The 14,332-nt window shown below is 65.5% G+C and carries 13 protein-coding genes and 2 rRNA genes; 8 read left to right on the top strand and 7 right to left on the bottom strand.

Annotation, left to right across the window (positions count from 1 at the left end; all coding sequences use genetic code 11):
- Nucleotides 1-2: 2 nt before the first annotated feature.
- The 7 genes from Tchl_RS02705 (at nt 3) to Tchl_RS02675 (ending at nt 5,574) form a co-directional block, all read left to right on the top strand.
- Entirely contained in the window at nt 3-836 is an 834-nt protein-coding gene (locus tag Tchl_RS02705) for a biotin--[acetyl-CoA-carboxylase] ligase (RefSeq protein WP_083945132.1), read from the top strand.
- On the top strand, nt 833-1,570 hold the full coding sequence (locus Tchl_RS02700) for a type III pantothenate kinase (protein ID WP_075147028.1): 738 nt from the start codon (nt 833-835) through the stop codon (nt 1,568-1,570). Before Tchl_RS02705 ends, Tchl_RS02700 begins: the two co-directional genes overlap by 4 nt.
- 32 nt (nt 1,571-1,602) lie before the next feature.
- Complete coding sequence (locus Tchl_RS02695; RefSeq protein ID WP_075147027.1) at nt 1,603-2,967, top strand: TrpB-like pyridoxal phosphate-dependent enzyme; 1,365 nt, start codon at nt 1,603-1,605, stop codon at nt 2,965-2,967.
- 57 nt (nt 2,968-3,024) lie between these two features.
- The gene (locus Tchl_RS02690; RefSeq protein ID WP_232311642.1) at nt 3,025-3,816 is read left to right on the top strand and encodes an SPOR domain-containing protein; all 792 of its coding nucleotides are present in this window, start codon (nt 3,025-3,027) and stop codon (nt 3,814-3,816) included.
- Between the two features lie 14 nt (nt 3,817-3,830).
- Nucleotides 3,831-4,457 carry a dephospho-CoA kinase gene (coaE, locus tag Tchl_RS02685; protein WP_075147025.1) on the top strand — a complete coding sequence of 209 codons (627 nt, stop codon included), beginning with the start codon at nt 3,831-3,833 and terminating at the stop codon, nt 4,455-4,457.
- 84 nt (nt 4,458-4,541) lie between these two features.
- Nucleotides 4,542-5,291, top strand: coding sequence for a cell division protein ZapD (gene zapD / locus Tchl_RS02680; RefSeq protein ID WP_075147024.1), 750 nt, complete (start codon nt 4,542-4,544; stop codon nt 5,289-5,291).
- A gap of 64 nt (nt 5,292-5,355) precedes the next feature.
- Nucleotides 5,356-5,574: a DNA gyrase inhibitor YacG gene (locus Tchl_RS02675; protein WP_075147023.1), complete on the top strand. Its 219-nt coding sequence runs from the start codon at nt 5,356-5,358 to the stop codon at nt 5,572-5,574.
- Between the two features lie 10 nt (nt 5,575-5,584).
- Here the strand turns inward: Tchl_RS02675 and Tchl_RS02670 are convergent, their stop codons facing one another.
- From Tchl_RS02670 to Tchl_RS18250, 3 genes are read right to left on the bottom strand one after another with little or no spacing between them, the layout of a single operon-like run.
- Complete coding sequence (locus Tchl_RS02670; protein WP_075147022.1) at nt 5,585-6,532, bottom strand: Nudix family hydrolase; 948 nt, start codon at nt 6,530-6,532, stop codon at nt 5,585-5,587.
- Nucleotides 6,529-7,407: an ATP-binding protein gene (locus tag Tchl_RS02665; RefSeq protein WP_075147021.1), complete on the bottom strand. Its 879-nt coding sequence runs from the start codon at nt 7,405-7,407 to the stop codon at nt 6,529-6,531. Before Tchl_RS02665 ends, Tchl_RS02670 begins: the two co-directional genes overlap by 4 nt.
- Nucleotides 7,400-7,531: a hypothetical protein gene (locus Tchl_RS18250; RefSeq protein ID WP_268810537.1), complete on the bottom strand. Its 132-nt coding sequence runs from the start codon at nt 7,529-7,531 to the stop codon at nt 7,400-7,402. The genes Tchl_RS02665 and Tchl_RS18250 overlap by 8 nt, the downstream gene beginning before the upstream one ends.
- Nucleotides 7,532-7,608: 77 nt before the next feature.
- Between Tchl_RS18250 and mltA the strand changes: the two genes are divergently transcribed.
- The gene (gene mltA, locus Tchl_RS02660) at nt 7,609-8,844 is read left to right on the top strand and encodes a murein transglycosylase A (protein ID WP_083945130.1); all 1,236 of its coding nucleotides are present in this window, start codon (nt 7,609-7,611) and stop codon (nt 8,842-8,844) included.
- A 103-nt stretch (nt 8,845-8,947) separates the two neighbouring features.
- On the opposite strand, the gene Tchl_RS02655 is transcribed toward mltA, so the two are convergent.
- The 4 genes from Tchl_RS02655 to Tchl_RS02640 all read right to left on the bottom strand — a co-directional run bounded on the left by Tchl_RS02655 (nt 8,948) and on the right by Tchl_RS02640 (nt 14,125).
- Nucleotides 8,948-9,658 carry a DsbC family protein gene (locus Tchl_RS02655; RefSeq protein ID WP_232311706.1) on the bottom strand — a complete coding sequence of 237 codons (711 nt, stop codon included), beginning with the start codon at nt 9,656-9,658 and terminating at the stop codon, nt 8,948-8,950.
- Nucleotides 9,659-9,697: 39 nt separating this feature from the next.
- Entirely contained in the window at nt 9,698-10,861 is a 1,164-nt protein-coding gene (locus Tchl_RS02650; protein WP_075147019.1) for a UbiH/UbiF family hydroxylase, read from the bottom strand.
- Nucleotides 10,862-11,018: 157 nt separating this feature from the next.
- Nucleotides 11,019-11,132, bottom strand: a 5S ribosomal RNA gene (rrf, locus tag Tchl_RS02645).
- Between the two features lie 106 nt (nt 11,133-11,238).
- Nucleotides 11,239-14,125: ribosomal RNA gene (locus Tchl_RS02640) — 23S ribosomal RNA — on the bottom strand.
- Nucleotides 14,126-14,332: the final 207 nt, after the last annotated feature.

The following is a 14,332-nucleotide window of genomic DNA, read 5'->3' as shown; positions in this document are numbered from 1 at the left end:
CGATGCCTGCTTCGCCGCAGGCGGGCGAACACCTCGCTGCACTCTGCGCCCACCTCGGCGGCCTCGCGAACGCGTTCGAGATCCGCTGGGTGGCCGAGTGCGCCTCAACCAACAGCGCGCTGCTCGACGCCCCGCCGGCCGACGACGGCCGCGTCCATGTGCTCGTCGCCGACCGCCAGAGTGCCGGGCGCGGCCGCCGCGGCCGGCCGTGGCTGTCGTGGGACGACGCCAGCCTGACCTTCTCGGCGCTGTGGCGCTTCCCCCCCGGCGCCCCGGCGCCGGCCGGCTTGTCGCTGGTCGCCGGCCTGGCGCTCGCGCGCGCGCTGGAACGACTCGGCGTGCCCGGCGTGCAGCTCAAGTGGCCGAACGACGTGCTGGTCCACGGCGCCAAGCTCGCCGGCATCCTGGTCGAATTGCTCCCCGGACGCGGACGCACCCTTGCTGCGGTGATCGGCATCGGCATCAACCTGCGCCTGCCGGCGGACATCGATCTGCCCGCAGCGATTCCGGTCACCGCGCTCGACCGGGTTCTCGAACAGCCCCCCGGGCACCCCCCGCCGACCCGCAGTGCCGTGCTCGCCGCCGTGCTCGGCGAACTCCACCCGCTGCTCGACATTTTCGCCGCAGCCGGTTTCCCCCCCCTGCGCAGCGCCTGGCAGCAGCGCAACGCGTTCGCCGACCTGCCGGTCTGCATCAGCGGCGAAAACGACACCCTCACCGGCCTGTGCGCCGGCGTCGACGTCGACGGCGCCCTACTGCTGCGTACCGGACATGGCGTGCAGCGTGTCCTCGCCGGCGACGTCTCGCTGCGCCCGGGGCCCGGAGCCGGCGCATGATCCTGCTCATCGACGCCGGCAACACCCGCATCAAGTGGCGCGTCGTCGTCGTCGCCGCCGCCGAGCCGCTGCGGGCGCTCGACGAAGGGGCGCTCGCACACGACGGAGTCGCCGCGCTCGCCGCCGTTCGCAGCCGCCATCCCGGCCTGCGGCGCGCGTTCGGCTGCAACGTCGCCGGCGCCGAAGTCGCTGCCGCGATCGCCCGCGCCTGCGCCGGACTGGCCCTCGACTGGCTGCGCCCGAGCGCGGCATGCGGCGGCGTGCGCAACCTCTACGAGGATCCGGCCCGGCTCGGCGCCGACCGCTGGGCCGCCCTCATCGGCGCCCGCCGCCTGCATCCGCACGCCTGCCTGGTGGTCACCGCCGGCACCGCGACCACGGTCGACCTGCTTGCCGCCGACGGCGACTTCCTCGGCGGCCTGATCCTGCCCGGCGTGGAACTGATGCAGCAGGCCCTCGCCCAGGGCACGGCGCAGCTGCCGCTGGCCGAAGGCCGCTTCACGCCGATGCCGCGGCGCACCGTCGACGCCATCCGCTCGGGCTGCCTGCAGGCCCAGGCCGGCGCCGTCGAGCGCATGTTCCGCCAGATCGCCGGGGAACCGCAGGCGCTGTGCCTGCTTGGCGGAGGCGCCGCCGACAGTTTCGCCGGGCTGCTCGAAATCCCGCTGCGCCGGGTGGACAACCTGGTGCTGTCCGGCCTCGGCGCGCTCGCTGCCGCACACGACGGACACTGAACCACAACGCCTCCGCGAAGGGAGAACACACGATGGAAGCCACCCGCATCCTGCTCGACGCCGCCGACATTCCGACCCACTGGTACAACGTCGTCGCCGACCTGCCCACCCCACCCGCCCCGCCGCTGGGCCCCGACGGCCAGCCGGCCACCCCCGAGCAGATGGGGGCGATCTTCCCCGGCGCCATCCTCGAACAGGAAATGAGCGCCCAGCGCTGGATCGCGATTCCCGAGGAAGTGCGCGAGATCTACCGCCTGTGGCGGCCCAGCCCGCTGGTGCGCGCGGTGCGCCTGGAGCAGGCCCTGGGAACCCCGGCGAAGATCTTCTTCAAGTACGAAGGCGTCTCGCCGGCCGGCTCGCACAAGCCCAACTCGGCGGTGCCGCAGGCCTATTACAACCGCCAGGCCGGCATCAAGCGCCTGACCACCGAGACCGGCGCCGGCCAGTGGGGCTCGTCGATCGCCTTTGCCGGGCAGATGTTCGGGCTGGACGTGCGCGTCTACATGGTCAAGGTCAGCTACGGGCAAAAACCCTATCGCCGGCTGATGATGCAGACCTGGGGCGCGGAAGTGTTCGCCAGCCCGTCCGCGCTCACCGACACCGGCCGCCGCCTGCTCGCCGAGAACCCCGACAACCCGGGCTCGCTCGGCATCGCGATCTCGGAAGCGGTGGAAGAGGCCGCCAGTCGCGCCGACACCAACTACACCCTGGGCTCGGTGCTCAACCACGTGGTGCTGCACCAGAGCATCATCGGCCTCGAAGCGAAGAAGCAGTTCGACAAGGTCGGCCTCTACCCCGACATCGTCATCGGCCCCTGCGGCGGCGGCTCGAGCTTTGCCGGCATCGCCTTTCCCTTCCTCGCCGACCGTGCCGCCGGCGACCGGCGCGCGCAGGACCTGCGCTGCATCGCGGTCGAACCGAGCTCGTGCCCGACCCTGACCAAGGGCCAGTACGCCTACGACTTCGGCGACGCGTCGGGCTTCACGCCGCTGATGAAGATGTACACGCTGGGCCACGACTTCATGCCGCCGGGCATCCACGCCGGCGGCCTGCGCTACCATGGCGACTCGCCGCTGGTGTCGCAGCTGTTCCACGAAGGCCTGATCGAAGCGGCCGCCGTGCCCCAGCTCGCCACCTTCGAGGCCGGCGTGCAGTTCGCCCGCGCCGAAGGCATCATCCCGGCGCCGGAGTCCTGCCATGCGATCCGCGCGGCGATCGACGAGGCGCTCGCGTGCAAGGCGCGCGGCGAAAGCAAGACCATCCTGTTCAACCTCACCGGCCACGGGCATTTCGACATGAGCTCGTTCGAGCGCTACTTCTCCGGCCAGCTCGAGAACTACGACTACCCGGCCGACGCGGTCGCCGCCTCACTCGCCCATCTGCCCCGGCTGGGCTGACAAAGGCCCAGCGGCAGCCCGCGGCTGCCGGCGGGCAAGACCGGACGAACGACCAACGTGCGCCTCCTGATCATCCTGCTGCTGTTGCTCAACGCCCTCGCCCTGGCCGCCATCCGCGGCGGGCTGGGCGGCGCCGCAACGCGCGGAGAAGCGGAGCGTCTCACCGCCCAGCTCACCCCCGAGCGCATCCGCCTCGCCGGCGACGCCGTAGCGCAAACGGCGCCCGCTCCCGCCGGCGGCGACACTGACGCGGCCCCCCGCACAGACAAACCGGCCACCGACGGGCTGCCGCTTCCCGAACAAGCCGGCCCCGCCGTCGCGCCCTCGGATGAAGCCACCGGCGAGGGCGGCACGGCCGGCGAATCCGCCTCTGCCGCCCCCCCGACACCGCCCGGCTGCCTGGCCTGGAGCGGGCTCGGCGAGGAAGACGCCACCCAGCTCGTCACCCGGCTGCGCCAGCAGGGGGCGGAACCCGTTCGCCACGCCGACACCCGGATCGACACCTGGTGGGTGCGCATCGCCCCGGCGCGCAACCGCAGCGCCGCCGAACTGCACGAGCGCAGCCTGCACGCCCAGGGCATCCGTGACACCTTCATCGTGCAGGAAGCCGGCCCCAGCCAGTTCGCAATCTCGCTCGGCGTATTCAAGACCGAGCGCCGCGCCCGCCAGCTGCTCGAGCAGCTCTACGCCAAGGGCGTGCGCGACGCCGCCATCGAACCGCGCACCAGGACCGTCTACCGGATCGAGGCCCGGCCTCCACTCGCCGCCATGCACGCCATCGAATCGGCCGCGGACGACTTCGAGCAGCATCGCCAGAGTTGCGAAAACGCCCCTCCAAATACCGACTGAAGCATTTTCACGCCATGTCCGATTCTTCCCTTCGCCCTTTCATCGTCGGCCTCACCGGCGGCATCGGCAGCGGCAAGAGCGCGGCGGCCGAGCGTTTCGCCGCACTCGGTGCGAGCATCGTCGACACCGACCGGATCGCCCACGCCCTGACCGCAGCGGGCGGCGGCGCGATCGAGGCAATCCGCCGCAGCTTCGGCGACGCCCTGATCGCCACCGACGGCAGCCTGGACCGGGCGGCGATGCGGGCACGGGTATTCGCCCAGCCCGCGGCACGACAACAGCTCGAGGCCATCCTCCACCCCATGATCCGCGACGAAAGCGCACGCCTGTGCCGCAGCGCAGGCGGCCCCTACGTGATCCTCGCGGTTCCCCTGCTGGTCGAGTCGGGCAACTATCGCGAGCGCTGCGACCGCATCTGCGTGGTGGACTGCCCCGAAGCCCTGCAGATCGAACGGGTGATGGGGCGCAGCGACCTGCCCGCAAGCCAGGTCCGGGCGATCATGGCGGTGCAGGCCAGCCGCGCCGACCGTCTCGCCGCAGCCGACGACATCATCGACAACAGCGGCTCACTCGCCGCGCTGCAGCGCCAGGTGGACGCCCTGCATTCGGCCTACCGTGCCGCTGCCGCCGCCCGCCCTTGAGGCGGGGCAGCGCCCGGCGGAAAACAAGCGCTGTGCTATCATCGGCCGAATTTTCCAGGGCGCGAGACTTGCGGATAGTGTGCAGTGATTAGCTACGAATATCCTCTCAACGAACGCATCCGCACCCTGCTGCGTCTTGAGGATCTGTTCCTGAAACTGGGGCATTTCTGCGCCGGCGACGCTCCGCAGGACCACCACGTCGCCCTGTTGACGATCTTCGAGACACTGGAAGTGGCGGGCCGCGCCGACCTGAAGGTCGACCTCGTGCAGGAACTCGAGCGCCAGCGCCAGATCCTGATGTCCTTCCGCAACAATCCCGCCATCTCGGAAGAGGCCCTGTCCGGCGCGCTCTACGAAATCGAGCAGGCCTCTTCCGGACTGCTGACGATGGCGGGCAAGATCGGCCAGTACCTGCGCGAGAACGACTGGCTGATGAGCATTCGCAGCCGGGCCGCGATCCCCGGCGGGGTGTGCCAGTTCGACCTGCCCTCCTACCATTACTGGCTGAACCGCGACCCCGAGGCGCGGCGCCGCGACCTGACGGCATGGATGCAGCCGATGACACCGATCAGCGACGGCATCGGGATCGTGCTGCGCCTGCTGCGGGCGAGCAGCCGCCCCGAAACCCACCTCGCGCGCAACGGCGCCTTTCAGCTGACGATGGCCGGGCGCAGCGCACAGATGGTGCGTCTGGCGTCGGCCGAAGCGGCGGTGCCCGAGATCAGCGCCAACAAGTACGCGCTGAACATCCGTTTCATGCTCCCCGAAACGATCGCCCGCCCACGCCTGGCCGAGCGCGACGTCGCTTTCGAGCTCACCTTCTGCAGCTTGTGACGCTTTCCCGCCCGCCTTCACACCCATCGCCACGCACACTCCGGCCCTGCCCATGAGCCCCGCAATGAACGACACGATCCGCACGGTCAACTGCCCCGGCTGCGGAAAACCGGTCGCCTGGCAGGCGCAGAGCCGCTACCGGCCGTTCTGCTCGGCCCGCTGTCGCCAGCTCGACCTCGGGGCCTGGGCCTCGGAAGCGTATCGCGTCCCGACTTCACCACCGGACGGCGACAGTGCCGGCGGCGGCGACCATCACGCCCCCGGCGACACTGAAGGCCGCTGAGGGCGGACCTTCAGTCCGCCACCGCCCAGGCCCCGCGGATCGCGGCGATGCCGTGGGCACCGGCCTCCCGGGCCGACTCCATGTCTTGTTCCCCCAGCCCGCCCAGGGCGAACACCGGCACCGGCAGACCGGCCGCCAGACCGGCGAATCCCGGCCAGCCCAATGCCGGCTGGCCGGGATGGGTCGCGGTCGGCCGCACCGGACCGAGCAGCGCGTAATCCAGCCCGAGGGCAGCGGCGTGTTCGAGCTCGGCGCGTGAATGGCACGAGGCCCCCACCCATCCGAATTCAGGCCGGCTACGGGCCGCCATCAGCGTGTGCGCCGGCAGGTGGATACCGTCCGCGCCGATGCGCTGCACCAGCCCGGCGTCAGCGTTGATCAGCAGCAGCCCACCGTGTGCGTGGACGCGTGCCAGCGCCTCGCGTGCGAAGGCCTCGCGCGCTGCCGGATCGAGCCCGTGCTCGCGCAGCTGCACCAGCTGCAGCCCGCACGCCAGCGCCCGCTCCAGCGCAGCGAGCTGGGCGTCGACGCCGACCTGCGCGGCCCGGGTAATGCCCATCGTGCGCGGCAGGCGCAAAGCTTTCAGAATCGGTCCGTTGGCCGGCAGCATGGGCTCGGGAGCCACCTCCCCGGGTCGAACCCAGACGAGCGCGCTGTGCACCTTGTCGTCGAGCGCCCCTTCCCAGGCCGCCACCTCGAAAAAATGCAGGCGCACATGGGCGTGCTCGTAGCGGTGCTCGCGCAGCAGCCAGGGGCGCAGACGGGTGACGCGGATGCCAAGCTCCTCATCGAGTTCGCGGCACAAGGCCTGTGCCGGGGTCTCGCCCGGCTCCACCTTGCCGCCGGGAAATTCCCAGTAGCCGGCATACACGGTGTCCGGCGCGCGCTGGCCGAGCAGATAGGCACCATCGGCCCGCAGCAGCACCCCGGCGGCCACATCCACCCGCTTGCGCGTCATCGCCCGCGCCCTTCGTCTTCGCAGCGGCCGGCGTGGTCGCGGGCGAACTGCCAGGCCACCCGCCCCGAGCGCGAGCCACGCATCAGCGCCCACTGCAGTGCATCCTGGCGGGCGGCGGCGATCGCCTTTTTCGGCACTCCGAACACCTTCAGCCAGTGCGCCACGATGTCGAGATATTCGTCCTGGCTGAACGGATAGAAGGAAATCCACAGCCCGAAGCGTTCCGAAAGCGAAACCTTTTCCTCCACCGCCTCACCCGGATGGAGTTCGCCATCGAGGTGGCGCACCTGCAGGTTCTCGTCGTGGTACTCGGGCATCAGGTGGCGGCGGTTCGAGGTCGCATAGACCAGGACGTTGTCCGACATCGCCGCCACCGAGCCGTCGAGCACGCTTTTCAAGGCCTTGTAGGCATCTTCGCCTTCCTCGAAGGACAGGTCGTCGCAAAACAGGATGAAGCGTTCCGGACGGCCGGCCAGCAAATCGACGATGTCGGGCAGATCGACGAGGTCGGTCTTGTCGACCTCGATCAGGCGCAGCCCCCGTGCCTCGTACTCGTTGAGCAGCGCCTTCACCAGGGAGGACTTGCCGGTCCCGCGGGCACCGGTCAGCAACACGTTGTTGGCGCGGCGCCCGGCGAGGAACTGGCGGGTGTTGCGGTCGATCCGCGCCTTTTGCTCATCGACATCCTGCAAGTCGCCCAGTGCGATGCGATGGGGCAGGCGCACCGGCCTGAGCTCGCTACGGCCATGACGGCGCTGCCAGCGGAAAGCGCTTGCCGCGTCCCAGTCGGGGGGGCGAGCCGGTCCGGGCAGCAGGGTTTCGAGGCGTTCGAGAACGCGTTCGGCGCGGCTCAGCAGGTCTGCGAGTTCATTCATCGTCGTGCTTGTCGGTGTCGGAACGGCTCGCCTGCCCGGGCCGGGAGCGCTTCGGCCACGTCGCCCAGACCATCAGCGCGAGCAGCAGCAGTGCGAGTCCGGCCTCGAGCAGGATCAACCACATGGCGTGCCTCCGGGCTCCGGTCCGCGCGCGGGGTATACTGGCGGATCGAAAGTTTCCGAGTTTAACCGATCCATCTCATGATTCCGCCCCTTGCGCGGCACTTTGCCCTTGCATTGCTGACCGGCCTGCTCGCTGTCGGCTGCGCCCACCAACCCGTCCCATCCGTGGCCGATGCGCCATCCTGCCCGCCGCCACCGCCCTGCCTGGCCTGTCCTGCGCCCGTCCCGCCATCGACCGCGACCCCGGCACCACTGCCGGCACCTGCTTTGCAGGCCAACGGCTGGGAACAAGTCACCGGCTGGGAGGAGGACGATCTTGCCGCAGCCTGGCCTGCCCTGCGCCACTCCTGTTCCACCCTGAGCCGACGGGCACCCTGGCAGAAGGTCTGCGACGCAGCGGCGAGCATCGGCCCGACGCCGTCGGGCAGCACCGTGCGGCGTTTCTTCGAGCACCATTTCGCTCCCTGGCGCGTGTTCAATCCCGACGGCAGCACCACCGGTCTGGTCACCGGCTATTACGAACCCCTGATCCGCGGCAGCCGCACGCGCAGCGCGCGCAGCGCCTGGCCGATCCACGGCGTGCCCGCGGATATGCTGACCATCGAACTCGGCGACGTGCACCCCGAGCTCAAGCATCTGCGCCTGCGTGGCCGCTTGGTTGGGAACAAGGTTCTGCCCTACTGGAGCCGCGGAGAATTCAGTGCACGGGCGGAAGGAATCCCGGCGCCGGTACTGTTCTGGGCCGACGACCCGCTCGACCTGTTCTTCCTCCAGGTCCAGGGCTCGGGCCGGGTACAGCTCCCCGACGGCAGCATGGTCCGTGTCGGCTACGCCGATCAGAACGGCCATCCCTACCAGTCGATCGGTCGCTGGCTGGTCGCACAAGGCGAACTGAGTCTCGACCAGGCGTCGATGGAGGGAATCAAGCGCTGGGCCCGGGACAATCCGCAGCGTCTGACGGCGCTGCTCAATGCCAACCCGAGCTATGTGTTCTTCCGCGAGCTTCCCGCCGCGGATGGCGGCCCGCTGGGCGCGCTCGGCGTCCCCTTGAGTGCGGGACGCAGCATCGCCGTGGACCCACGCTACATTCCTCTGGGCGCGCCGGTTTTTCTCGCCAGCACCTACCCGCTGAGCGAGCGGCCCTTGAACCGGCTAGTGCTCGCTCAGGACACCGGCGGAGCGATCAAGGGTGGAGTGCGCGCCGACTTCTTCTGGGGCTTCGGCCCCGACGCCGGGCGCGAAGCCGGGCGGATGCGCCAACAAGGCAGCCTGTGGGTGCTGCTGCCCAAGGGCATGGCACCGCCAAAGCCGTGAGCGCGCCGACCGGGAAGAGAAGGGGCACAGGCGACGTCCGCAGCAGCGGCGAAGGGGAAATCTTCAGCCGCCGATCGGGCCGCGGTCGTCGCGGCAGTGCGCTTCAGCGGCTCGGGTTGTCGAGCGCCTTCTCGAGTTCGGCGGCGGGAATATAGCCGCCGATGCGGGTGCCGTTGGCGAGGAAGATCGTCGGGGTGCCATTGATCCGCAGACTCCGGCCCAGTTCGACATTGCGCGTGATCGCGCTCGCATCGCAGCTCGCCTTTGCCGGCACCTTGCCATCGACCATCCAGTCAGTCCAGGCCTGGCTGCGCCCCTGCCCCTTGGCGCACCAGATATTGCTCGACTTGACCGTCGAGTCCTCGCCCAGGATCGGGTAGAGGAAAGTATACACGGTGACGTCGTCCATCCGGGCGACCTCCTGGGCCAGGCGCTTGCAGTACGAACAGTTCGGATCCTCGAAGGTCGCGATCACCCGCGTGCCCTTGCCCTTGACCAGTTTCACCGCCTGGTCGAGCGGCAGCTTTGAGAAATCGATCGCCGAGAGCTGGTTCATCCGAGCCTGGGTCACGTCAAGGCGGGTTGCAGTATCGATCAGACTGCCATCGATGATGAAACGGGTTTCGGCGTCGGTATAGACGAGCTGGCCATTTTTCAGCACCACTTCGTACAGCCCGCCATATCCGGTACGAGTGACGGATTCGACCGCTGGAGCACCGATGAAGGCCTCCATTCCCTTCTTGACCTCGGCCTCGCCTGCATGAGTCAGGCCGGCGAGGCCGGTTGCCAGGAAGAATGCAAAAAACTTGGACATGCGGCGCATGGGAAAAAGGGGCATCGGATTCTCCGGAGGTCAGGGGCGCTCATTCGCCGCATAGCGGACGAGCATGTTCGTTACGACCGGCAAGCGCGCAGTGAGGTTCAGTCCGGCATTGCGCAGCACGCGGATAAAAGGGTTGTCGGTGCCGAACAGCCGGTTCAGCCCATGCGTTGCATACTGCAGCACGAAAGCCTCTTCCGCACGCCGGCGTGCATAGCGCCGCAATACGGCATGGTCGCCCGGATCCTGCCAGGACGGCACCGCAGCCAGCTCTTCGGCAAGTACCCGCGCATCCTGGAAGCCCAGATTGATGCCGTGCCCCGAGAGGGGGTGGATGGCGTGCGCGGCATCTCCGATCAACGCCACTCGCGGACCGACCACTTCGGCAAGGCGCATCAGGCTCAGGGGAAAAGCCGCGCGCGGGGTCAGCAGCTCGAGGCGGCCGAGCCTGCGCTCGCCGGCCTGTGCCACCCGCTCGCAGAAAGCCTCCTCATCAAGTGCCATCAGCTCGTCGGCAAGAGCATTGTTCGCCGACCACACCATCGACATTCCCGCTTGCGCCAGCGGTAGCCACGCGAGGACGCCATCCTCGCGGAACCACTGCCAAGCCGTTCCACGCGGAGATACCCCACAGCTGAAATTCGCCACCACGCCTTTTTGATGGTAGGACTCGACCGTCGCAGCAACGCCCATCTTCTGCCGCACCCAGGAGTCCCGCCCATCGGCGCCGACCACCATTGCTGCATTCAGCACTCGCCCATCAGCCAGATGAAGAGCGACGCCATCAGCCTGATGGATCAACTCCTTGGGGTGCGCCGGACAGAATAGTGCGACATTGTGCTGGCGCTTCAGCCCCTCCCACAACTCGACGTGAACGAGGCTCGACTCGCCGATCCGCGCGAGTTCTGCCAGCCCGCTCTGATGGGCAGAAAAGCGCAGCGAACCACCGGCATCGCCGAACACCTGGATTTCGTCGACTGGCGCCAGCCGGGCACGATCGATGTGTGCCCACACCCCCAGTTCCTCGAGAAAACGCACGCTCGCAGGACTATAAGCATAAATTCGCTGATCCCAGCCGGCCTGCCGTGCGGGAACGACATGCTCGACCAGAGCGATCCTGAACGAAGTGCGTCGTAGCGCGACCGCCAGTGCGGCTCCGGCAAGCCCACCGCCGACGATGATAAGGTCGTATTTCATGTCATTTCTGCCTCGCCAGGAGGGTTCGATTGTGCCCCAGCCGAGGCATACACGTCACTCGAGAGTGACCTTTGCGCGAGTTGTTGGCACAAGAGTTGCGAGAGTTGTTGACGCAAAAACGCCCAGACAGGGTATCTGGGCGTTTTTTTATGGGTTAGTCTGACGATGACCTACTTTCACGAGGGCGGGCCTCACTATCATCGGCGCACATGCGTTTCACGGTCCTGTTCGGGAAGGGAAGGGGTGGTACCGCACGGCTATGGTCGTCAGACTTTGACTTGTCACCTGCAGCGGAGCAGGCCAAAGGAGGAAGAAGTGTTGTGTGATTGTCGGGTTTGTTACCCGATGAAACGAGTTCGTATTGTTTTGAAGGTTATAGGATCAAGCCGCACGGGCAATTAGTACCGGTTAGCTGAACGTGTTGCCACGCTTGCACACCCGGCCTATCAACGTTGTGGTCTTCAACGACCCTTCAGGGGGCTCGAGGCCCCGGGGAAGTCTCATCTTGAGGCGAGTTTCCCGCTTAGATGCTTTCAGCGGTTATCTCTTCCGCACATAGCTACCCGGCGATGCGACTGGCGTCACAACCGGTACACCAGGGGTGCGTCCACTCCGGTCCTCTCGTACTAGGAGCAGGCCCTCTCAAACTTCCAGCGCCCACGGCAGATAGGGACCAAACTGTCTCACGACGTTTTAAACCCAGCTCACGTACCACTTTAAATGGCGAACAGCCATACCCTTGGGACCGGCTACAGCCCCAGGATGTGATGAGCCGACATCGAGGTGCCAAACTCCGCCGTCGATGTGAACTCTTGGGCGGAATCAGCCTGTTATCCCCAGAGTACCTTTTATCCGTTGAGCGATGGCCCTTCCATACAGAACCACCGGATCACTATGACCTGCTTTCGCACCTGCTCGACGTGTGGGTCTCGCAGTCAAGCCACCTTTTGCCATTGCACTATCAGTACGATGTCCGACCGTACCTAGGTGACCTTCGTACTCCTCCGTTACCTTTTGGGAGGAGACCGCCCCAGTCAAACTGCCCACCATGCACGGTCCCCGACCTGGATTCACAGGCCTGGGTTAGAACCTCGACGACACCAGGGTGGTATTTCAAGGTTGGCTCCACCGGAACTAGCGTCCCGGCTTCAAAGCCTCCCACCTATCCTACACAAGTCCCGTCAAAGTCCAATGCAAAGCTACAGTAAAGGTTCATGGGGTCTTTCCGTCTAGCCGCGGGGAGATTGCATCTTCACAAACATTTCAACTTCGCTGAGTCTCAGGAGGAGACAGTGTGGCCATCGTTACGCCATTCGTGCAGGTCGGAACTTACCCGACAAGGAATTTCGCTACCTTAGGACCGTTATAGTTACGGCCGCCGTTTACCGGGGCTTCGATCAAGAGCTTGCACCCCATCACTTAACCTTCCGGCACCGGGCAGGCGTCACACCGTATACGTCCACTTTCGTGTTTGCACAGTGCTGTGTTTTTAATAAACAGTCGCAGCCACCGATTCTCTGCGGCCCCTTCGCCCTTCGGATGTTCTCCTACAAGCTAACGGGGCATACCTTCTCCCGAAGTTACGGTATCAATTTGCCGAGTTCCTTCTCCTGAGTTCTCTCAAGCGCCTTGGTATTCTCTACCAGCCCACCTGTGTCGGTTTGCGGTACGGTCACTCTATGACTGAAGCTTAGAGGCTTTTCCTGGAAGCTGGGTATCACTCGCTTCGGACCGCAAGGGTCCTCGTTATCATGCCTCAGCTTAGCCGCGCGGATTTGCCTACGCAGCACGCCTACACACTTGAACCACCTATTCCAACAGATGGCCGAGCTAACCTTCTCCGTCCCCCCATCGCATCATAGAGCGGTACAGGAATATTGACCTGTTTCCCATCGACTACGCATTTCTGCCTCGCCTTAGGGGCCGACTCACCCTGCGCCGATGAACGTTGCGCAGGAAACCTTGGGCTTACGGCGAGGGTGCTTTTCACACCCTTTATCGCTACTCATGTCAGCATTCGCACTTCCGATACCTCCAGCATCCCTTACGAGACACCTTCGCAGGCTTACGGAACGCTCCCCTACCACGTGTCAAAGACACATCCGCAGCTTCGGTTCATGGCTTGAGCCCCGTTACATCTTCCGCGCAGGACGACTCGACTAGTGAGCTATTACGCTTTCTTTAAAGGGTGGCTGCTTCTAAGCCAACCTCCTAGCTGTCTGGGCCTTCCCACCTCGTTTGCCACTTAGCCATGCATTTGGGACCTTAGCTGGCGGTCTGGGTTGTTTCCCTCTTGACACCGGACGTTAGCACCCGATGTCTGTCTGCCGTATATCACTTTGCGGTATTCGGAGTTTGCTATCGCGGGGTAGATCGCAATGACCCCCCCAACGATTACAGTGCTCTACCCCCGCAAGTGTCCGTACGACGCACTACCTAAATAGTTTTCGGGGAGAACCAGCTATTTCCGGATTTGTTTAGCCTTTCACCCCTATCCACAGCTCATCCCCTAACTTTTCAACGTTAGTGGGTTCGGACCTCCAGTACCTGTTACGGCACCTTCATCCTGGCCATGGATAGATCATCCGGTTTCGGGTCTACGCCCAGCAACTCTGACGCCCTTATCAGACTCGCTTTCGCTACGCCTCCCCTATTCGGTTAAGCTCGCTACTGAACGTAAGTCGCTGACCCATTATACAAAAGGTACGCAGTCACCCCACAAGGAGGCTCCCACTGTTTGTATGCATGCGGTTTCAGGATCTATTTCACTCCCCTCCCGGGGTTCTTTTCGCCTTTCCCTCACGGTACTGGTTCACTATCGGTCGATCACGAGTATTTAGCCTTGGAGGATGGTCCCCCCATCTTCAGACAGGATTTCTCGTGTCCCGCCCTACTTGTCGCACGCTCAGACCCGCCACCGGCTTTTCGCATACGGGACTATCACCCTGTATCGTCGGACTTTCCAGACCGTTTTGCTAAGCTGATGGTTTAGTCGTGCAGGCTACTCCGCGTTCGCTCGCCACTACTTGCGGAATCTCGGTTGATTTCTGTTCCTCGAGCTACTTAGATGTTTCAGTTCGCTCGGTTCGCCTCCTCAGACCTATGTATTCAGTCTGGGATACCCCTTGCGGGGTGGGTTTCCCCATTCGGACATCGTGGGATCAAAGCTCTATTGCCAGCTCCCCCACGCTTTTCGCAGGCTTACACGTCCTTCATCGCCTGTGATCGCCAAGGCATCCACCACATGCACTTAGTCGCTTGATCCTATAACCTTGGACCCTCCATTGAAGGCCCACTGTACAAGGACGAACTCGTTTGTGCGATCCAGCGCTGCGCTGACAAGCTCAGCACTGGATCAATGCAATCACACAACTTGCAGTGCGCACCGGCTCGATGCACACTGCACTTCTTCCACTTTGTTAAAGAGCACGACTCGTAAAGAGTCAGGACTGAACTACCTTCCGGCACCTC

It is taken from the genome of Thauera chlorobenzoica (genome assembly GCF_001922305.1).
Classification (GTDB): Bacteria; Pseudomonadota; Gammaproteobacteria; order Burkholderiales; family Rhodocyclaceae; genus Thauera; species Thauera chlorobenzoica.
Note: the sequence above shows the minus strand (reverse complement) of the source record. Positions and strands in the feature narration are given on the sequence as shown.